Genomic DNA, 20348 nt, shown 5'->3' on the forward strand with positions numbered 1-20348 from the left:
CCGCCATATATCCTCCGTCACTCATTCAAAACAGCGATATCGCCGTGCGTCTGACCTCGATAAAACTCGCTGGCTTCAAGTCCTTCGTCGATCCCACGCATTTCCAGGTCCCCGGCCAACTGGTCGGCGTCGTCGGGCCGAACGGCTGTGGCAAGTCCAATATCATCGATGCCGTGCGCTGGGTGCTCGGCGAATCGCGCGCCTCCGAGTTGCGCGGCGAATCGATGCAGGACGTGATCTTCAACGGATCGACGGCGCGCAAACCCGGCAGCCGGGCTAGCGTCGAACTCATTTTCGATAACGGCGACGGCCGCGCCGCCGGTCAATGGAGCGCCTACGGCGAAATCGCCGTGAAGCGCGTGCTCACGCGCGACGGCACTTCCAGCTACTACATCAACAATCTGCCCGCGCGCCGTCGCGACATCCAGGACATCTTCCTCGGCACGGGTCTCGGCCCGCGCGCCTACGCGATCATCGGGCAGGGCATGATCGCGCGCATCATCGAGGCGAAGCCCGAAGAGCTGCGCGTGTTCCTCGAAGAAGCCGCGGGCGTGTCGAAGTACAAGGAGCGCCGCCGCGAGACGGAGAACCGTCTGCATGACACGCGCGAGAACCTGACGCGCGTCGAAGACATCATCCGCGAGCTGTCGACGAACCTCGAAAAGCTCGAAGCGCAGGCGGTCGTCGCGACGAAGTACAAGGAACTGCAGGCCGAAGGCGAAGAGAAGCAACGCCTTCTGTGGCTCTTGCGCAAGAAGGAAGCGGGCAACGAAGCCGAGCGTCAGCAGCGCGCGATTCGCGAGGCCCAGGTCGAGCTCGAAGCGCAGACGGCGCGTCTGCGTGAAGTCGAAGCGCAACTGGAAACGCTGCGCGTCGCGCACTACAGCGCGAGCGACGCGATGCAAGGCGCGCAAGGCTCGCTCTACGAAGCCAATGCCGAAGTGAGCAGGCTCGAAGCGGAGATCCGCTTTATCGTCGAGTCGCGCAATCGCGTGCAGGCGCAGATCGCCGCGCTCACCGCGCAGCGCGAGCAATGGCAGGTGCAGGCGCAAAAGGCGCGCGACGAAATCGATACCGCGACCGAAGCGCTCGCCGAAGGCGAAGAAAAGGCCGCGATCGCGCAGGAAAATGCCGCCGCGAAACACGACGCGCTCCCCGCGCTCGAAGCGCGCTGGCGCGACGCACAAGCGCAATTGAACGAAGAACGCGCGGGCATCGCGCGCGCGGAACAGGCGCTCAAGCTCGAAGCGGCGCATCAGCGCAACGCGGATCAGCAGCTTCAGCAATTGCAGCAGCGTCAGGAGCGTCTGAAGAGCGAGGCGAGCGGTCTGGACGCGCCCGACGAAGCGCATCTCGAAGAGTTGCGCATGCAGCTCGCGGAAAACGAAGAGATTCTCGCCGAAGCACAAGCGCGTCTCGCCGATGCGCAGGAAACCGTGCCGCGTCTGGACGCCGAGCGCCGCGCCGCGCAGGAACGCGTGCAGAAGGAAAGCGCGCAGATCCATCAGCTCGAAGCGCGTCTCGCCGCGTTGAAGCAGCTTCAGGAAAGCGTGCAGACGGAAGGCAAGATCCAGCCGTGGCTCGACAAGCACGAGCTCGGCGCGCTGCCGCGTCTGTGGAAGAAGCTGCACGTCGAGACCGGCTGGGAAGCGGCGCTCGAATCCGTGCTGCGCGAGCGTCTCGCCGCGCTGGAAGTATCGAATCTGGATTGGGTCAAGGCGTTCGCCACGGATGCGCCGCCCGCCAAGCTCGCGTTCTACTCGCCGCCCGTCGCGGGCAAGCCGGTCGACGCGCCGCAAGGCTTGCGCTCGCTGCTGTCGCTCGTGCGCATCGACGATCCGGGCCTGCGCGCCGTGCTCAACGAATGGCTCGCCACGACTTTCGTCGCCGACGATCTCGCGCAGGCGCTCGCTTCGCGCAATCAGTTGCCGGATGGCGCCGCGTTCGTCGTGAAGGCGGGGCATATCGTGACGCGCGTGGGCGTGCAGCTTTACGCGTCGGATTCCGAGCAGTCGGGCATGCTCGCGCGTGCGCAGGAAATCGAGAATCTGACGAAGCAGGTGCGCGCGCAGGCTTTGCTGTCCGATGAAGCCAAGGCCAACGCCGTGCGTGCCGATGCCGCCCACACGCAAGGCTCGCAGACGCTCGCGGAAGCGCGCGCCGCCGCTGAACGCGCGACGCAGCGCGTGCACGCGTTGCAGATGGACGTGCTCAAGCTCACGCAGGCGCACGAACGCTATACGCAGCGCAACACGCAGATCGGCGAGGAGCTCGAAGAGATCGCCGCGCAGATCGACGAGCAGCGTGCCTTGCGCGCCGAATCGGAAGCCGCGTTCGAACGTCACGATGGCGAAATCGCGCAATTGCAGGCGCGTTTCGAAGACAACCAGCTTGCGTTCGAGTCGCTCGACGAGGAACTCACGAACGCGCGCTACGAACTGCGCGAACTGGAACGCGCCGCGAGCGATGCCAGCTTCGCCGTGCGCGGCCTCGCCGCGAAGATCGACGAATACAAGCGCAATATCGAGACGGCGCACGATCAGAGCGAGCGCATCGCGGGCACGCTGGAAGACGCGCGCGCCGAACTCGAAACCATCAACGAACAGACCGCGCAGACCGGCCTGCAGGACGCGCTCGAAGTGCGCGCGGCGCGCGAGGAAGCGCTGCATGCGGCGCGCGTCGAACTGGACGATCTGACCGCGCGTCTGCGTCAGGCCGACGAGCAGCGCCTCATGGCCGAACGTTCGCTGCAGCCGCTGCGCGACAAGATCAACGAGTTGCAACTGAAGGAGCAGGCGGCGCGCATCAGCGGCGAACAGTTCGTCGAGCAGTTGCAGGCAGCCGGCGTCGATGAAGCCGAGCTCGCCGAAAAGCTCACGCCGGACATGAAGCCGTCGTATCTGCAGGGCGAAGTCACGCGGCTGAACAACGCGATCAACGCGCTCGGCCCGGTCAACATGGCCGCGCTCGAGGAACTCGCGGCAGCGACCGAGCGCAAGCATTTCCTCGACGCGCAGTCCGCGGATCTGAACGACGCCATCGGCACGCTGGAAGACGCGATCCAGAAGATCGATCAGGAAACGCGCGCGCTGCTGCAAGGCACCTTCGACGAAGTGAACCGTCACTTCGGCGAACTGTTCCCGCGCCTTTTCGGCGGCGGTCAGGCGAAGCTCATCATGACCGGCGATGAAATCCTCGACGCCGGCGTGCAGGTCATGGCGCAGCCGCCCGGCAAGAAGAATTCGACGATTCACCTGCTTTCGGGCGGCGAAAAGGCGCTGACCGCGACCGCGCTCGTGTTCGCGATGTTCCAGTTGAACCCTGCGCCGTTCTGTCTGCTCGACGAAGTCGACGCGCCGCTCGACGACGCCAACACCGAGCGCTTCGCGAACCTCGTGCGCGCGATGTCGGCCAAGACGCAGTTCCTGTTCATCTCGCACAACAAGATCGCGATGGAAATGGCGCAGCAACTGATCGGCGTGACGATGCAGGAGCAGGGCGTGTCGCGCATCGTCGCGGTGGACATGGAAGCGGCGGCGGGCTTCGCGCAGAACGGCTGAAGCATCGCGCTCGCGAGAGTTTGATTGAGTGAAAGGGCCGGACGAGGTTTCCGGCAGCGTGCGTCAAGGCGCGGAGTGGCGCGCATCGGCCAGGCGGCGGCGAGAAGCCGGAACGCGGCGATGCGCGCGACAGATCGCGCGGCGCTTCGTAACTTAAAAGAATGATGGAGCCTGCATGGACGAGTTGACACTCGGTTTGATTGGAGCCGGAGCCGTGGTGGTGGGCGGCGTGGTCGTGTACAACGCGTGGCAGAGCGCGAAGGTGCGTCGCAAGATGCCGCGTCCGATGCCGGACGAAGCGGCGGATGCGCTCGCGCGCCAGGAAGCGGACGATGAGCAGCCGTTCATCGAGCCCGTGCGTCAGTCGCGGCGCGAGCCCGTAGCGGGCGGCGCCGATGGCGCCGATGCCGAACCGCGCGATACGCGTGTCGAGCCGAGCTTCGGCACGGCGAACGAGTCGACGGCGGCGGCTCCCGTCGCGCCTGCCGATACCGCCGTCGATCTCCAGGCCGAGGCGACGTCCGCCACTGGCGCGTCCGAGGAAGCGCCAAGTGCCACCGAAGACGAGCGCACCGAACCGGTGATGCCCGCCGCGACGACGATTTCGCAGGCGCCGCCGGCGGTCGTCGATCGCCGCATCGATTGTGTCGTGCCGATTCGCCTCGCCGCGCCGGTTGCGGGCGATCGCGTGATTCCGCTTGCGCAGCGCCTGCGCCGCGCGGGCACGAAGCCCGTGACGATCGAAGGCAAGGCCGAAGGCGACAGCGCGTGGGAGTTGCCGCGAAACGGCGTGCGCTACGAGGAGTTGCGCGCGGCCGCCCAGCTCGCGAACCGCAGCGGCCCGCTCAACGAACTCGAATTCTCGGAGTTCGTGACCGGCGTGCAGCGGCTTGCCGACGCCATCGACGGCGCGCCCGAATTCCCCGACATGATGGAAACCGTCGGCATGGCGCGCGAGCTGGACGCGTTTGCCGCGCAATGCGACGCGCAGCTCTCGATCAACATCCTCTCCGACGGCGCGCCGTGGTCCGCGAACTACGTGCAGGCGGTGGCGTCGCAAGACGGCCTTTTGCTCTCGCGCGACGGCACACGCTTCGTCAAACTCGACGCGAAGCAGAATCCGGTCTTCATGCTCCAGTTCGGCGACACGAACTTCCTGCGCGACGACCTCACCTACAAGGGCGGCCAGATGATCACGCTGGTGCTCGACGTGCCCGTCGCCGACGAAGACATCCTGCCGTTCCGCCTGATGTGCGATTACGCGAAGTCGCTGTCGGAGCGTATCGGCGCGCGTGTCGTCGACGACCAGCGCCGGCCCTTGCCGGAGTCCGCGCTGCTCGCCATCGAGAAGCAGTTGATGACGCTCTACGCGAAGCTGGAGCAGGCGGGCATTCCGGCCGGCTCGCCCGCGACGCGGCGTCTTTTCAGCCAGTAACTTTTTGCTGCGCGCAGTCGGCAAGGCGCTCGCTTGCCAGGAGAATCGCGCCCCAGCCGGGGCGCTTTTCTTTGCGTGCGCGCCGCCGCACCGACGCCCGCACTTAGGCCGTTTGGCCGAGGCCACGATTTACCGATCTTCTGAGACAATCGAACGGTCGGTTGACTGACTTACCTACTTTCTCGAAGCCGCATGTCCGCAAAATCAAAAGCCGAATCCGCCGCGACCGCGAAGTCGGGCGCCGCCGTGCCCAGCGCCGCTCGTCCGGCCGAGCGCGCGGCGTGGCTGCGTTCGGAACTGGAACGCGCGAACTACGCGTATTACGTACTGGATCAGCCGGATCTGCCCGACGCCGAGTACGACACGCTCTTCAAGGAACTTCAGGGCATCGAGACCGAGCATCCGGATCTGATCACGCCGGATTCGCCGACGCAGCGCGTGGGCGGCGAAGTCGCCGAAGGATTCACGCCGGTCGTCCATGACGTGCCGATGCTTTCGCTCAACAACGGCTTCGCGGACGAGGACATCGCCGCATTCGACAAGCGCGTGTCCGACGCGCTGGGCCACGCGAGCGTCGAATATGCGTGCGAGCTCAAGTTCGATGGCCTCGCCATTTCCCTGCGTTACGAGGACGGCCATTTCGTGCAGGCCGCGACGCGCGGCGACGGCGCGACGGGCGAGGACGTGACGGCGAACGTACGCACCATCCGCTCGATTCCGCTCACGCTGAAGGGCAAGAACGTGCCGAAACGGCTCGACGTGCGCGGCGAAGTGCTGATGTTCAAGCGCGATTTCGAGCGCCTGAATGCGCGTCAGCGCGAAGCGGGCCAGCGCGAGTTCGCGAATCCGCGCAACGCGGCGGCGGGCGGCTTGCGTCAGCTCGATCCGAAGATGACCGCGCAGCGTTCGCTGTCGTTCTTCGCTTATGGCATCGGCGTGCTCGAAGGCGCGGAGATGCCCGCGACGCACGCCGCGTTGCTCGACTGGTACAAGGAAATGGGCTTGCCGGTGAATGCGGAGCGCGCCGTGGTCGAAGGCGCCGACGGTTTGCTCGCCTTCTTCCACCGGATCGGCGAGAAGCGCGAGAAGCTGCCGTACGACATCGACGGCGTCGTCTACAAGGTCGACCGCCGCGACGAGCAGGATAAGCTCGGCTTCGTGTCGCGCGCGCCGCGTTTCGCGCTAGCGCACAAATTCCCGGCGCAGGAAGCGCTGACGCAACTGCTCGCCATCGACGTGCAGGTCGGTCGGACGGGCGCGATCACGCCGGTCGCGCGTCTCGCGCCGGTGTTCGTCGGCGGTGCGACGGTCACGAACGCGACGTTGCACAACGAGGACGAAGTGCGGCGCAAGGACATCCGCATCGGCGATACCGTCACGGTGCGCCGCGCGGGCGACGTGATCCCCGAAGTCGTCGGCGCCATTCTTGAGCGCCGTCCCGCCGACGCGCGCGAATTCGTCATGCCGACGGAGTGCCCCGTCTGCGGCTCGAAGATCGAGCGCCTGCCGGACGAGGCGATCGCGCGCTGCACGGGCGGGTTGTTCTGTCCCGCTCAGCGCAAGCAGGCACTGTGGCACTTCGCGCAGCGCCGCGCGCTCGATATCGACGGGCTAGGTGAGAAGATCATCGATCAACTCGTCGAGCAGAATCTCGTGCGTACGCCCGCGGATCTGTTTAATCTCGGCTTTTCGACGCTCGCGGCGCTCGACCGTTTCGCCGACAAATCCGCGCAGAACCTGATCGATTCGCTCGAAAAAGCGAGGAAGACGACGCTCGCGCGCTTCATCTATGCGCTCGGCATCCGGCACGTGGGCGAATCGACGGCGAAGGATCTCGCGAAGCATTTCGGCTCGCTCGATCCGATCATGGCTGCTTCGGTCGAAGAGCTGCTCGAAGTCAACGATGTCGGGCCGATCGTCGCCGAGGCCATCCACAATTTCTTCAGCGAAGAACACAACAAGCATGTGATCGAGCAGTTGCGCGTCAAGGTGTCGTGGCCGGAAGGGCCGCCCGCGCCGAAAGCGCCGCAGGGCGTGCTGGCCGGCAAGACCGTCGTGCTGACGGGCACGCTGCCCACGCTATCGCGCGAGGAAGCGAAGGAAATGCTGGAGTCGGCGGGTGCGAAGGTTGCCGGTTCCGTATCGAAAAAGACCGACTACGTCGTGGCGGGCGCGGAAGCGGGCAGCAAGCTCGCCAAGGCGGAGGAACTCGGGGTTCCTGTTCTCGACGAAGAGGCCATGCGTAAGCTTTTGGAAGGAGTCACTCCATGATTCGCGAAATCCTGAAGATGGGCGATCCGCGGCTTTTGCGTATCGCGCAGCCGGTCGAGCATTTCGACACGCCCGAACTGCACGCGCTCGTGCAGGATATGTTCGATACGATGCGCGACGCCAACGGCGCGGGGCTCGCCGCGCCGCAGATCGGCGTCGATCTGCAGGTGGTGATCTTCGGCTTCGGGCAGAACGAGCGTTATCCGGACGCGCCGTCGGTGCCGGAGACGGTGCTCATCAATCCGATCATCGCGCCGAACGGACACGACATGGAGGAGGGTTGGGAAGGCTGTCTGTCCGTGCCGGGTTTGCGCGGCGCGGTGCAGCGTTTCTCGATGATCCGCTATCAGGGTTTCGATCAGTACGGCAAAGCCATCGAACGCCTCGCCGAGGGCTTTCACGCGCGCGTCGTGCAGCACGAGTGCGACCATCTGATCGGCAAGCTCTATCCGATGCGTATCACCGACTTTTCGAAGTTCGGCTTCACCGAAGTGCTGTTTCCGGGTCTCGATCCCGCGCGCGACGACTGACGCCGCGCGGTTGGAATCGCAACGAATCAGCCTGAATACGGAGAGCCGCTTTCGCGAGAAGCGGCTTTTTCTTTACGCCAACGTTTTCGGATTGCCGCTGACGTCGGGTTGACGAAACAGCGCGACATGCTCCGGATTCGCGGATGCCTGCAGGCGTCCGTCGGGCAGACGGGCGATCACCATTTCACCCACGCCGGGGCTCGTCACGACGACTTCGTCGCGCAGGGCGAGGAGGGCTTCGAGCCGTCGCCGGCCACTCACGATCTCCAGACCGGTTCCCGTCTCACGAACGATGATCTCAACTGACATGGCGATTCTCCATCAATGCCGTTCAATGCTGCTGATCCTGCTGTCTGGTTTATCGGATCGATGACTTATTTTCTTTAGCCAAAAAGCCGCCAAAAATGAAACGGCACGACCGGAATTGCGTCGTGCCGTTTTTTCTGCTGGAACGTCGCATTTTTGCGACGCAATACGGCGCCGCGCGAACGTTCGATCGACGTGCGCGCGAACTGCTCGGTTTGCTCAGAAAGTCTCGTTCGGGCCGAGATAGCGCCACTGGCCGGGGGGCAGCGCGCCGAGCGTCACGTGGCCCATGCGAATGCGCTTCAGACCGACCACTTCCAGTCCGACGAGCTCGCACATGCGGCGGATCTGCCGCTTCTTGCCTTCGCGGAGCACGAAGCGCAGTTGTTCGCCGTTTTGCCAGCTCACCTGCGCGGTCTTGAGCGGCACGCCGTCGAGTTCGAGGCCGTGACGCAGGAGCGCGAGTTTTTCGGCGGGGAAATGCTGATCGACATCGACCGTATGCTCGCCGAAGCGCACGCGCACGAGGTATTCCTTGTCGACTTCCGAGTGGCCGCCGATCAGTTGTTTCGCGATGCGGCCGTCCTGCGTGAGCACGAGAAGTCCCGTCGAGTCGATGTCCAGGCGGCCCGCCGGCGCGAGCGTACGCAGATGGCTCGGCGCGAAGCGCACACCCGAGTGGTCCTCGTTCCAGTGATTGGCCGGGTTGATGAGCGTGACCGCGGGCTCGTAGCCGTCTTCCGCCTGACCCGAGACGTAGCCGACCGGCTTGTGCAGCAGGATCGTGACGAGGCGCGCCTGCGCGGAATGCGCCGCGGGCAGGATTTCGATGTTCTGCGTCGGACGGATGCGCGTGCCGAGCGTGTCGATGACTTCGCCGTCGACGAGCACCCAGCCTTTCTCGATCCATTCGTCGGCTTCACGGCGCGAGCAGAGGCCGAGCTCCGACATCACTTTCGACAGGCGCACGAGGCCGTCGTGGTGATCGCGATGCTTCGGCGCGGACTCCGCGACGGGCGCGGCGGGCTTCGTCGCAGGTTTCGCCGCTGGCTTGCGCGTATCGCCGCGATCGTCGCGTCTGGCGTACGGACGGTCGTTCTCGTCGCGCCGTGCGGGACGCGCTCCGGGCGCGCGATCGTCGCGTGACTTGCGCGGATCGCGTTCGTTGAAAGCGGGACGCGAATCGTCGCCGCGCGGTTTGAAGGGACGACGTTCATCGGCGCCCGATGCGCGTTCGCCACGCGGCGGCCTGTCGTCGAACGACTTGCGCGGACCACGTTCACCGAAAGCGGGACGCGAATCGTCGCCGCGCGGTTTGAAGGGACGACGTTCATCGGCGCCCGACGCGCGTTCGCCACGCGGCGGCCTGTCGTCGAACGACCTGCGCGGACCACGCTCGCCAAACGCCGGACGCGAATCGTCACCACGCGGTTTGAACGGGCGACGTTCATCGCTACCCGATGTGCGTTCGCCACGCGGCGGCCTGTCGTCGAACGACTTGCGCGGACCACGCTCGCCAAACGCCGGACGCGAATCATCGCCACGCGGTTTGAACGGACGACGTTCATCGCCGCCCGACGTGCGTTCGCCACGCGGCGGCCTGTCGTCGAACGACTTGCGCGGACCACGTTCACCGAAGGCGGGACGCGAATCGTCACCACGCGGTTTGAACGGACGACGTTCATCGCCACCCGACGGACGCTCGCCACGGGCAGGCGGACGACCCTCGAACGACTTGCGCGGACCACGTTCACCGAACGCGGGACGCGAATCATCGCCACGCGGTTTGAACGGACGACGTTCATCGCCACCCGACGGACGCTCGCCACGCGCAGGCGGACGACCCTCGAACGACTTGCGCGGACCGCGTTCACCGAACGCCGGACGCGAATCGTCACCACGCGGCTTGAAAGCACGCGGCTCACGCGGCGCGTCGCTGCGCTTGTCGGCCGGCTGGCCCGATCGCTTCGGATGCGCCTCGTCCGGCGACGGTGCGCGAACGGGCTTGCGCCCGGTGGTCGTGCCGGCTCGAACCGGCGAACGCGTTGCCGAGGTCGGACGCGGATGTTTGGCTGTCAGTTTGACGCGCATAAAGTCTCAGGCTGCGATCGCGCGCAGCAGTTCGGTTTCCACCTGGATCTGGGTGCGGTTGTTCGACAGGCTCTTGCCGTCGAGCAGAAACACGTCTTCGACGCGTTCGCCGAGCGTGTTGATCCGTGCCGCCTGCACGCCGATCCGGTGTTGCGCCAGAACGCGCGCGATCGAATAAAGAAGGCCCTGCCGGTCGTTCGCCGACACGGACAGGATGTAGTACTGGCCGCGATCGTCGGGACGCAAGTCCACGCGCGGCGTGATCGGAAACGTACGCACGAGCCGCGACACGCGGCCCTTCGACGGTTCCGGGAGAATACGCTCGTCCGTGAGCAGCGTGGCCAGTTGCTGCTCGACGAGATTGGCGATGTCGCGATAACTGCCGTCGTGGTCCGGATGGGCCACGAGGAAGTTGTCGAGCGCATAGCCGTGGCGGGTCGTCGTCACGCGCGCATCGAGCACGGAAAGCCCGTTCTTGTCGAAATACGCGCAGATGCCGGCGAAAAGATCCGGCCGATCCTTCAGATAGACGAGCACCTGCAGCGCGGCGCCGATGGGCGAGGGCCGCGCCCGCACGATCGGCTCCTCGCTCGCGACGTGCCGATAGAGCACGCGCGTCTGCCACGCGATGTCGGCCGGATCGTGACGCAGGAAATAGCCGACGTCGAGCTGATCCCAAAGCCGCTTCTGCGCGCCTTCGGGAACCGTTTCGAGCCGCAGCAGCGCGAGCGCCGCTTCCTGCCGCGATTTGAGTTCCGAATGCGCGTCGGTCTGCGCACCGCCGAGCACGGCTTGCGTCGCGCGGAAGAGATCTTCCAGCAGCTTGCCCTTCCAGTTGTTCCAGACTTTCGGACTCGTGCCGCGGATATCGGCGACGGTCAGCAGATACAGCGCCGTGAGCCGGCGTTCCGTCTTCACGACGGAGGCGAACTGCTTGATGACGTCCGGGTCGCTCGTGTCCTGCTTCTGCGCGACCTGGCTCATCGTCAGATGCTGCTGCACGAGCCACACGACGAGCTCAGTGTCTTCCTCGCCGATGTCGTGTTCGCGGCAGAAGCGCCGGGCATCGGCCATGCCGAGCGTCGAATGATCGCCGCCGCGGCCTTTCGCGATATCGTGAAAGAGCGCCGCGACGTACAGCACCCACGGGCGCTCGAAATTGCCCATCAGCTGGCTGCAGAACGGATATTCGTGCGCGTGCTCGGCGATCGCGAAGCGCCGCAGATTGCGCAGCACCATCAGGATGTGCTGATCGACCGTGTAGACGTGATAGAGATCGTGCTGCATCTGTCCGACGATGCGCCGGAAGTTCAGCAGATAGCGCCCGAGCACGCTCGTCTGGTTCATCAGGCGAAACGCGTGCGTGATGCCTTCGGGCTGCTTGAGGATCTCCATGAACAGCCGGCGATTTTCCGGGTCGCGCCGCCAGTCGCGGTTCATCAGATCGCGCGCGTTGTAGATCGCCCGCAGCGTGCGCGCCGAAAATCCCTTGATGCCGCGCGTTTGTTCGTACAGCAGAAACGCTTCGAGAATGGCGTGCGGCTCGCGCTCGAAGACATCGTCGCGGGCGATTTCCAGCATGCCTTGCTTCTCGACGAAACGCCCGTTGACGACGCGCGTGATGCCGCTCGTCGACGGAAAAAGCTGCGCTTCGACGTTCTGGATCAGGATGGTCGCGAGCTGCGTGACGGCTTTCGCCGCCCAGTAATAACGGCGCATCAACTGCTCGCTCGCGCGCTTGGCGGCGGTCGCCTTGAAGCCGAAGCTTTCCGCGAGCGGCGTCTGCAGGTCGAAGACGAGAATGTCCTGACGGCGCTTCGCGATGACGTGCAGCCGCGCGCGCAGCGCCTTCAGGAAGCCTTCGTTGCGGCGCAGTTCGCGCGCTTCGCGTTCGGTGATGAGCCCGCGCGTGTCGAGTTCGCGCCAGCTGCTGCCGAAACCCGCTCCGCGCGCAATCCAGAGAATCAGTTGCAGATCGCGCAGGCCGCCGGGACTTTCCTTGATGTTCGGCTCGAGGCTGTAGGGCGTGTCCTGAAACTTCGCGTGCCGCTGGCGCATTTCCAGCACCTTCGCCTGGAAGAACGCGCGCGGATCGAGCGTCTCGTGGTAGCGCGCCGAGAAGCGCTGAAAAAGTTGCGTATCGCCGCAGATGCGCCGCGCTTCGAGCAGCGACGTCTGCACGGTGATGTCGTTGCCCGCCTCGGCGATGCATTGCTCCACCGAGCGCACGCTGCTGCCGATATCGAGCCCGAGATCCCACGCCATGCCGATGAAGCGCTCGACGCGGCCGTTGAGCTCCGCGTCGCTGCCGTGCGGCGATGCGTCGGGCAGCAGGACGAGAATGTCGACGTCGGAGTAGGGCGCGAGCTCGCCGCGTCCGTAGCCGCCGACCGCAACGAGCGCCGCGCTGTCCGGCATGTCGCAGGCGGACCACGCGCCTTTGAGGGCGTCGTCGGTGGCGCGGGCGAGCGCGCGCATCAGCGGTTCGACGTTCGAGCCGGACTGAAAGCGTTCGATGAGCGCCGCCTTCGCCGCCTTGTAGGCGGCGCGCAACGATTCACAGGGCGTGGCGACAGCGGCGGTGACGCTCATGGATCGACCAAAAAGGAGGTGGGGGCGCGCCGGCGGGAAAGCGGGCGCGCGGGGAGACGGAGAATCAGGCCGTTGCCGCGATCAGCTGCGACGGCGCCTGCGTGCCCGCCGAGACGGTCAGCACTTCGTAGCCCGTCGGCGTGACGAGCACCGTGTGCTCCCATTGCGCCGAGAGGCTGCGGTCGCGCGTCTTGACGGTCCACTGATCCGGCATGGTGCGGATTTCGCGGCGGCCGGCGTTGATCATCGGTTCGACGGTGAAGATCATGCCCGCCTCCAGTTCGATGCCCGTGCCCGCGCGGCCGTAATGCAGCACCTGCGGCTCCTCGTGGAACACCTGGCCGATGCCGTGGCCGCAATATTCGCGCACGACGCTGTAGCCTTGCGACTCCGCGTGCTTCTGGATCGCCGCGCCGATATCGCCGAGATGCGCGCCAGGGCGCACCTGATCGATGCCGAGCCACATGCAGTCGAACGTGGTCTGCACGAGGCGCTTCGCCAGAATCGAGCCCTCGCCGACGATGAACATGCGGCTCGTGTCGCCGAAATATCCGTTCTTGATGACGGTGATGTCGATATTGAGCGCGTCGCCGTTCTTCAGCACTTTCTCGCCGGGGATGCCGTGACAGATCACGTCGTTCACGGAAATGCACGTGGCCTTCGGGTACGGCGGATAGCCGGGCGGCTGATAATTGAGCGGTGCGGGAACGGTGCCTTGTTCCTTCACCATATATTCGTGGCAAAGGCGATCGAGTTCTTCGGTGGTCACGCCGGGAACGATATGCGGCGTGATGAAATCGAGCACTTCGCTGGCGAGCCGGCAGGCGACGCGCATCTGTGCGATATCGTGTTCGTTTTTCAGCGTAATGGACATGACTTGGCCCGGAATGCGTCAATGCGGCAGTGAGCCGCGAAAGCGGCATTATCGCACCTTAGGAAATGCGCCGCACCCGGATAGTTCGAGGCGGGCGGCCGCGAAACACGAAACGCGCGCGCAATTCGGATCGGTCGTGCTGCTTGAGCCGACCAATCCTCACATGCTATACTCGCATGCTAAGTCGTAATCCATATTGTCGTCACGATTTCATAAGACAATCGTGTCTGCAGGTGTGAAACGCGACTTAGTGTTAGTTGTTCCAGTCTGTTCAAGTCGATACGCAAGCCGGCGCACCCAGGGTGTCCGGCGTCCGGAAAGCAAAGATAACCGGGCGCGGGATGCGGCAGCCGGCTTAAGACCCAACCCTCGCGGAGAATTTTCATGGCAGTCACGATGCGTCAAATGCTGGAAGCCGGTGTCCACTTCGGTCACCAAACCCGCTTCTGGAATCCGAAGATGGCCCCGTACATCTTCGGTCATCGCAACAAGATTCACATCATCAACCTCGAAAAGACCCTGCCGCTCTACAACGACGCGCTGAAGTACGTGCGCCAGTTGGCAGCGAATCGCGGCACGATCCTTTTCGTCGGCACGAAGCGTCAGTCGCGCGACACGATCGCGCAGGAAGCAGCGCGCGCCGGCATGCCTTTCGTCAACGCCCGCTGGCTCGGCGGCATGATGACCAACTTCAAGACGCTGAAGGTTTCGATCAAGCGCCTGAAGGACATGGAAGCAGCGCTGGAATCGGGTGAAACCGAGCGGATGAGCAAGAAGGAAGCGCTTCTGTTCGAGCGCGAAATGGTCAAGCTGCAAAAGTCGATCGGCGGCGTCAAGGACATGGGCGGCATTCCGGACGCGATGTTCGTCATCGACGTCGGCTACCACAAGATTGCTGTCACCGAAGCGAAGAAGCTCGGCATTCCGGTCATCGCCGTGGTCGACACGAACCACTCGCCGGAAGGCATCGACTACGTGATCCCGGGTAACGACGACGCATCCAAGGCCGTCGCGCTGTACGCTCAGGGCGTCGCTGACGCGATCCTCGAAGGCCGCGCGAACGCGGTGAACGACGTTGTGCAAGCTGTCCGTAACGGCGAAGGCGACGAGTTCGTCGAGGTCAACGCAGAGGCGTAATCGAGCCCTGTGGCCGACAAAAAAGGGGGCTTTGCGAAAGGCCCCTTTTTTTTAGTCGGCGCGATAGAAATGCCAATTTTCCTGCCGTGGGCGGGCTGTAAAGCCGGCGGCACGTATCAAACAGACTCAAGGAGCGAATGATGGCGGCAATTACCGCAAGCATGGTGGCAGAACTGCGCGCGAAGACCGATGCGCCGATGATGGAATGCAAGAAGGCGCTGACGGAAGCCGACGGCGACATGGCGCGCGCGGAAGAGTTGCTGCGCGTGAAGCTCGGCAACAAGGCGAGCAAGGCGGCATCGCGCGTGACGGCTGAAGGCATCGTGACGGCGCACGTCGAAGGCGGCGTGGGCGCGCTCGTCGAGCTGAACTGCGAAACCGACTTTGTCGCGAAGAACGACGACTTCCTGGCTTTCGGCAAGACGATTGCTGAACTGGTCGCGAAGAACAACCCGGCCGACGTGGCCGCGCTGTCGGCGCTGCCGCTCGAAAGCTCGACGGTCGACGCAGTGCGTCTGGCGCTCGTCGGCAAGATCGGCGAGAACCTGTCGATCCGCCGCTTCGTGCGCTTCGACTCCGCGAACAAGGTTGCGTCGTACCTGCACGGCACGCGCATCGGCGTTCTGGTCGAATTCACGGGCGCTGACGAGCAAGTCGGCAAGGACGTCGCGATGCACGTCGCCGCGATGAAGCCGGTTTCGCTGTCGTCGGACGAAGTGCCGGCCGATCTGATCGCCAAGGAGCGCAGCATCGCCGAGCAGAAGGCTGCCGAGTCGGGCAAGCCGGCCGAGATCGTCGCGAAGATGGTCGACGGCTCGATCCAGAAGTACCTGAAGGAAGTGTCGCTGCTGAACCAGCCGTTCGTGAAGAACGATAAGCAGACGATCGAGCAGTACCTGAAGGCGGCCGGCGCATCGGTGCAGAAGTTCGCGCTGTTCGTGGTTGGCGAGGGCATCGAGAAGCGTCAGGACGACTTCGCGGCCGAAGTGGCGGCGCAAGTCGCGGCGGCCAAGCAGTCCTAAGGCACGCTAAGGCTCGTTTAAGACGCGTGTGCTGTCATGGCGCGGCCGCGCGTCGGGCCCGCAGTACCGCGGCGGATCGTCCCGCCGCAAGAATTCAGCGATCCGGTTCGCACGAAGAGCGGGCGCGGCAGACCAGGGAAAACCCTGATCTGCCGCGCCCGCCGCCCGATCCGGCCCGCTTGCGGTAAGTAATGTTTCACCCCTACAGTTCTACGTTGTTGCAACCCTCCTCGGCGCGATCGGAACCTCATATGCCCACAGCCTACAAACGCGTACTCCTCAAGCTCTCCGGCGAAGCCCTGATGGGCGACGATGCTTTCGGCATCAATCGCGCAACAATCGAAAGGATGGTGGCGGATGTCGCGGAGGTGGTGCGGATCGGGACGCAACTGGCCGTCGTGATCGGCGGCGGCAACATCTTCCGCGGTGTCGCGGGCGGCGCGGCCGGCATGGACCGGGCGACGGCCGACTACATGGGGATGCTCGCCACGATGATGAACGCGCTCGCGCTGCAAGACGCGATGCGCCACGCGGGCATCGAAGCGCGCGTGCAATCCGCGTTGCGCATGGATCAGGTGGTCGAGCCGTACATCCGCCCCCGCGCGATCCGTCAACTGGAAGAGGGCAAGGTCGTGATCTTCGCGGCCGGCACGGGCAACCCGTTCTTCACGACGGATACGGCCGCCGCGCTGCGCGGCTCGGAAATCGGCGCCGAAGTGGTGTTGAAGGCGACGAAGGTCGATGGCGTATACTCCGCCGACCCGAAGAAGGACCCGCATGCGACGCGTTACAGCACGATCAGCTTCGACGAGGCGATCGGCAAGAATCTTCAGGTGATGGACGCCACCGCGTTCGCACTGTGCCGCGACCAGAAGCTGCCGATTCGCGTGTTCTCGATCACGAAGCCGGGCGCATTGAAGCGCATCGTGCAGGGCGACGACGAAGGGACGCTCGTCCACGTGTAAACTCTCGCGGTATCAGGCGCCGCGCAGCGGGGCGGCAAGCCTCGCGCGACCGAGCGCCGCTATCGCCGGTAAAACTTAGGTTTGGAGGTTCAAAATGAGTGTGGCTGACATCAAGAAGAGCGTCGACCAGAAGATGCAGCGGTCGATCGAAGCGTTCAAGGCCGATCTCGCCAAGATCCGTACGGGCCGCGCCCACACCGGGCTGCTCGACCACATCCAGGTCGACTACTACGGTTCGAACGTGCCCATTTCGCAAGTCGCGAACATGACGCTCGTCGATGCCCGTACGATCGGCGTGCAGCCGTGGGAAAAGAAGATGCTCGCGGTGATCGAGAAGGCGATCCGCGAATCGGATCTCGGCCTGAACCCTGCCACGCAGGGCGACCTGATCCGCGTGCCGATGCCCGCGCTGACCGAAGAGCGCCGTCGCGAACTCACGAAGGTCGTGAAGAGCGAAGGCGAGACCGCCAAGGTCGCCGTGCGCAATCTGCGCCGCGATGCGAACGATCAACTGAAGAAACTCGTGAAGGACAAGGAGATTTCGGAAGACGACGAGCGCCGTGCGAGCGACGAAGTGCAGAAGTTCACCGACAAGTTCGTCGCCGAAATCGACAAGCTCGTTCAGACCAAAGAATCCGAAATCATGACGGTGTGAGGCCGTAGAGACGGTCCTGCCAAGCCCGGACGTGCAAGCTCCGGGCTGGCTCTCACTTCTTCAGATTCCCAGATTCAGCGGCCATGACCTATACCAGCTCCACCGTTGCCGTGCCCGATGTCGCGGCTGTCCCGCGTCACGTCGCGATCATCATGGACGGCAATGGCCGATGGGCGACCGAGCGGCGTCTGCCGCGCGTCGCCGGTCATACGCGCGGCGTCGATGCGGTCCGCGCGACCGTCGAAAGCTGCGCGCGGCGCGGCGTCGAATTCGTCACGCTCTTCGCGTTCAGTTCCGAGAACTGGCGCCGTCCGACCGACGAAGTGTCCTTCCTGATGCGCCTGTTCGTGACCGCGCTCGAACGCGAGATCGGCAAGCTGCATGCGAACGGCATTCGTCTGCGCGTCGTCGGCGACATTTCCATGTTCGACGACCGCATCCGCGCGCTCATCCAACGCGCCGAAACCAAGACAGCCCGCAATACGCGACTCACGCTGACCATCGCTGCCAATTACGGCGGGCGCTGGGACATCATGCAGGCGACGAAGAAGCTCATCGCGGAGTCTCTCGAGTCGGGCGTGCCCGCGCGCGTGGACGACGAATCGTTCGCCGAACATCTCGCGATGGCCTACGCGCCGGAGCCGGATCTGTTCATCCGCACGGGCGGCGAGCAGCGCATCAGCAACTTCCTGCTGTGGCAGCTCGCTTACACCGAGTTCTACTTCACCGACACCTACTGGCCCGACTTCGACGCCGACGCCCTGGACCGCGCGATCGCGTCCTACGGTGACCGCGAACGCCGCTTCGGGCGCACCAGCGCGCAACTCGCTTCCCAATCGCAGAAGGCCGACACCCTTTCATGCTAAGAACCCGTGTCATCACGGCAATCGTCCTGCTCGCCGTACTCGTGCCGATCACGCTGTTTGCGCCGATCGGCGCATTCGGAGCGTTGATCGGGTTCGTCGTCGTGTTCGCGGCGTGGGAATGGGGACGGCTCCTCAAGCTGAACGGGGCGGGGCCGGTCGCCTACGCGCTCGTCGCGGGCATCGCGCTCGTTCTGAGCACGTTCCTCGGGATCAAAGCCACGCCGCTCTACCAGATGGCCGGTATTTTCTGGGTGCTGGCGGGGCCTTACGCATTGCTTCGCAAGCCCACGCTGGCCGCGCACGCCTGGCGCGCGTTCCTGCTTTTCGCCGGAATCGTCGTGTTTCTGGCCTGCTGGCACGCGGTCGTCGACGCGCGCACGCGAGGCGTATCCTTCGTGCTATCGCTTCTGCTAGTAGTCTGGCTGGCTGATATAGGCGCATACTTCGCCGGAAAAGCGCTCGGCCGCCATAAGCTCGCCCCGTCGATCAGCCCGGGCAAGACCTGGGAGGGCGCCATCGGCGGGTGGCTCGCCGTTATCGTCATCGGCGCGCTCGCCGCCGCCACCGGCTTTTATGCGCCCACCGTATTCACCGCCTTCGTCGGACAGCTCGGCTGGGATCGCGCGTTCGTCGCGCTTTCCGTGCTGGTCGCGTTCAGCGTCGTCGGCGATCTGTTCGAGTCGCTGCTCAAGCGCCAGGCGGGTGTCAAGGACTCGAGCGGCCTTCTGCCGGGTCACGGCGGCGTCCTCGACCGCATCGACGCATTGTTGCCTGTATTGCCGATCGCATTGCTCATGCTTGGCTGATCGGCTAGAGAAGAATTTATGCAAACACGTCTCACACTGCTCGGCTCCACGGGCTCGATCGGCGATAGCACGCTCGACGTCGTGGCGCGGCATGCGGACCGTTTCTCGGTCTACGCGCTCACCGCTCACCGCAACGGCGACAAACTCGTCGCGCAATGTCTGAAGTTTCAGCCCGAAGTGGCGGTCGTCGGCGACGCCGAAACCGCCGTACGCGTCGCGGCTGCGTTGCGCGCGCAGGGTTGCAAGACCGAAGTGACGCACGGGCCCGAGGCGCTCGTCGAAGTCGCGCGCGCGGCGCAGTGCGATACGGTCGTCGCGGCCATCGTCGGCGCGGCGGGCCTGGCGCCCACGCTCGCCGCCGCACGCGCCGGCAAGCGCATCCTTCTCGCGAACAAGGAAGCGCTCGTGATGTCCGGCCAGATTTTCATGGATGCGGTGCGCGACAACGGCGCGATCCTGCTGCCGGTCGACAGCGAGCACAACGCGGTGTTCCAGTGCCTGCCGCCTTGCGCAGACAAGGAAGCGAAGCTGCACGGCGGCGTCTCGAAGATCATCCTGACGGCGTCCGGCGGTCCTTTCCGCACGCGCGAGCCCGCGACGCTCGTGAACGTCACGCCCGAAGAGGCCGTGAAGCATCCGAACTGGGCGATGGGCCGCAAGATCTCGGTCGATTCCGCGACGATGATGAACAAGGGCCTCGAAGTCATCGAGGCGCACTGGCTCTTCAATCTGCCCGGCTCGCGCATCGAGGTGCTGATCCATCCGCAGAGCGTGATTCATTCGATGGTGTCCTATGCCGACGGCTCGGTGCTCGCGCAACTCGGCAATCCGGACATGCGTACGCCGATCGCGCATGCACTGGCGTATCCTGAGCGTGTCGATTCGGGCGTCGCGCCGCTCGATCTCGCGCAGATCGCGACGCTCACATTCGAAAAACCCGACTTCTCGCGCTTCCCGTGTCTCGCGCTGGCGATTGCCGCGCTGGAAGCAGGCGGCATCGCGAGCGCGGCGTTGAACGCGGCCAATGAAATCGCCGTCGAGGCGTTCCTCGATCGCCGCATCGGCTTCATGGCGATCGGCGACGTGGTGGATCGCGTGCTGAACGCGCTGCCGAATACGAGCGCCGCGACCTTGGCCGACGTTCTCGCCGCGGATGCCGACGCGCGCCGTCTGGCGTCCCGTTTCGTCGCAGAGCTCACCGCGAGCGCGCCGGGCGCCGAACCCATCGCCCATTGAGG

Annotated in this window: 15 protein-coding genes; 11 read left to right on the plus strand and 4 right to left on the minus strand. The window is 64.8% G+C overall.

Translation table 11 applies throughout. The features are described from left to right. Positions 1-44: 44 nt before the first annotated feature. The 4 genes from smc (at position 45) to def (ending at position 7796) form a co-directional block, all read left to right on the plus strand. Entirely contained in the window at positions 45-3560 is a 3516-nt protein-coding gene (smc, locus tag NCS03_RS06325; protein WP_250528938.1) for a chromosome segregation protein SMC, read from the plus strand. Between the two features lie 175 nt (positions 3561-3735). Next, positions 3736-4995, plus strand: coding sequence for a cell division protein ZipA C-terminal FtsZ-binding domain-containing protein (locus NCS03_RS06330; RefSeq protein WP_250528939.1), 1260 nt, complete (start codon positions 3736-3738; stop codon positions 4993-4995). 192 nt (positions 4996-5187) lie between these two features. Further along, entirely contained in the window at positions 5188-7266 is a 2079-nt protein-coding gene (gene ligA, locus NCS03_RS06335; protein ID WP_034471993.1) for an NAD-dependent DNA ligase LigA, read from the plus strand. After that, positions 7263-7796: a peptide deformylase gene (gene def, locus NCS03_RS06340; protein WP_034471991.1), complete on the plus strand. Its 534-nt coding sequence runs from the start codon at positions 7263-7265 to the stop codon at positions 7794-7796. Before ligA ends, def begins: the two co-directional genes overlap by 4 nt. A 72-nt stretch (positions 7797-7868) precedes the next feature. Here the strand turns inward: def and NCS03_RS06345 are convergent, their stop codons facing one another. From NCS03_RS06345 to map, 4 genes are all read right to left on the minus strand, one after another. Then, positions 7869-8105: a hypothetical protein gene (locus NCS03_RS06345; RefSeq protein ID WP_008350092.1), complete on the minus strand. Its 237-nt coding sequence runs from the start codon at positions 8103-8105 to the stop codon at positions 7869-7871. A gap of 216 nt (positions 8106-8321) precedes the next feature. Next, positions 8322-10193: a pseudouridine synthase gene (locus NCS03_RS06350; RefSeq protein ID WP_250528940.1), complete on the minus strand. Its 1872-nt coding sequence runs from the start codon at positions 10191-10193 to the stop codon at positions 8322-8324. A 6-nt stretch (positions 10194-10199) separates the two neighbouring features. After that, complete coding sequence (locus tag NCS03_RS06355; protein ID WP_250528941.1) at positions 10200-12785, minus strand: [protein-PII] uridylyltransferase; 2586 nt, start codon at positions 12783-12785, stop codon at positions 10200-10202. 64 nt (positions 12786-12849) lie between these two features. Further along, positions 12850-13659 (minus strand): type I methionyl aminopeptidase, encoded by an 810-nt coding sequence (gene map / locus NCS03_RS06360; protein WP_008350089.1) that lies wholly within the window; start codon positions 13657-13659, stop codon positions 12850-12852. 384 nt (positions 13660-14043) lie between these two features. Between map and rpsB the strand changes: the two genes are divergently transcribed. The 7 genes from rpsB to NCS03_RS06395 all read left to right on the plus strand — a co-directional run bounded on the left by rpsB (position 14044) and on the right by NCS03_RS06395 (position 20346). After that, a complete protein-coding gene (gene rpsB, locus NCS03_RS06365; protein ID WP_008350088.1) occupies positions 14044-14796 on the plus strand; it encodes a 30S ribosomal protein S2 in 753 nt (250 codons plus the stop codon). A 140-nt stretch (positions 14797-14936) separates the two neighbouring features. Further along, positions 14937-15818 carry a translation elongation factor Ts gene (tsf, locus tag NCS03_RS06370; protein WP_008350087.1) on the plus strand — a complete coding sequence of 294 codons (882 nt, stop codon included), beginning with the start codon at positions 14937-14939 and terminating at the stop codon, positions 15816-15818. Positions 15819-16069: 251 nt separating this feature from the next. After that, positions 16070-16783, plus strand: a complete 714-nt coding sequence (pyrH, locus tag NCS03_RS06375; protein ID WP_008350086.1) for a UMP kinase — start codon at positions 16070-16072, stop codon at positions 16781-16783. Between the two features lie 94 nt (positions 16784-16877). Next, positions 16878-17438, plus strand: coding sequence for a ribosome recycling factor (frr, locus tag NCS03_RS06380; protein WP_250528942.1), 561 nt, complete (start codon positions 16878-16880; stop codon positions 17436-17438). An 83-nt stretch (positions 17439-17521) separates the two neighbouring features. Then, on the plus strand, positions 17522-18304 hold the full coding sequence (gene uppS / locus NCS03_RS06385) for a polyprenyl diphosphate synthase (protein WP_034471985.1): 783 nt from the start codon (positions 17522-17524) through the stop codon (positions 18302-18304). Then, positions 18298-19110 (plus strand): phosphatidate cytidylyltransferase, encoded by an 813-nt coding sequence (locus NCS03_RS06390; RefSeq protein ID WP_034471983.1) that lies wholly within the window; start codon positions 18298-18300, stop codon positions 19108-19110. The genes uppS and NCS03_RS06390 overlap by 7 nt, the downstream gene beginning before the upstream one ends. 18 nt (positions 19111-19128) lie before the next feature. Beyond that, positions 19129-20346: a 1-deoxy-D-xylulose-5-phosphate reductoisomerase gene (locus NCS03_RS06395; RefSeq protein WP_250528943.1), complete on the plus strand. Its 1218-nt coding sequence runs from the start codon at positions 19129-19131 to the stop codon at positions 20344-20346. Positions 20347-20348: the final 2 nt, after the last annotated feature.

The organism is Caballeronia sp. ATUFL_F1_KS4A, from assembly GCF_023630905.1.
GTDB lineage: Bacteria > Pseudomonadota > Gammaproteobacteria > Burkholderiales > Burkholderiaceae > Caballeronia > Caballeronia zhejiangensis.

Bases quoted from the DNA above. Each gene is read 5' to 3' on its own strand.
- NCS03_RS06350 (WP_250528940.1), bottom strand. From the start codon at position 10,193: ATGCGCGTCAAACTGACAGCCAAACATCCGCGTCCGACCTCGGCAACG.
- NCS03_RS06345 (WP_008350092.1), bottom strand. From the start codon at position 8,105: ATGTCAGTTGAGATCATCGTTCGTGAGACGGGAACCGGTCTGGAGATC.
- rpsB (WP_008350088.1), top strand. From the start codon at position 14,044: ATGGCAGTCACGATGCGTCAAATGCTGGAAGCCGGTGTCCACTTCGGT.
- ligA (WP_034471993.1), top strand. From the start codon at position 5,188: ATGTCCGCAAAATCAAAAGCCGAATCCGCCGCGACCGCGAAGTCGGGC.
- tsf (WP_008350087.1), top strand. From the start codon at position 14,937: ATGGCGGCAATTACCGCAAGCATGGTGGCAGAACTGCGCGCGAAGACC.
- uppS (WP_034471985.1), top strand. From the start codon at position 17,522: ATGACCTATACCAGCTCCACCGTTGCCGTGCCCGATGTCGCGGCTGTC.
- def (WP_034471991.1), top strand. From the start codon at position 7,263: ATGATTCGCGAAATCCTGAAGATGGGCGATCCGCGGCTTTTGCGTATC.
- NCS03_RS06390 (WP_034471983.1), top strand. From the start codon at position 18,298: ATGCTAAGAACCCGTGTCATCACGGCAATCGTCCTGCTCGCCGTACTC.
- pyrH (WP_008350086.1), top strand. From the start codon at position 16,070: ATGCCCACAGCCTACAAACGCGTACTCCTCAAGCTCTCCGGCGAAGCC.
- NCS03_RS06355 (WP_250528941.1), bottom strand. From the start codon at position 12,785: ATGAGCGTCACCGCCGCTGTCGCCACGCCCTGTGAATCGTTGCGCGCC.
- map (WP_008350089.1), bottom strand. From the start codon at position 13,659: ATGTCCATTACGCTGAAAAACGAACACGATATCGCACAGATGCGCGTC.
- frr (WP_250528942.1), top strand. From the start codon at position 16,878: ATGAGTGTGGCTGACATCAAGAAGAGCGTCGACCAGAAGATGCAGCGG.
- NCS03_RS06330 (WP_250528939.1), top strand. From the start codon at position 3,736: ATGGACGAGTTGACACTCGGTTTGATTGGAGCCGGAGCCGTGGTGGTG.
- NCS03_RS06395 (WP_250528943.1), top strand. From the start codon at position 19,129: ATGCAAACACGTCTCACACTGCTCGGCTCCACGGGCTCGATCGGCGAT.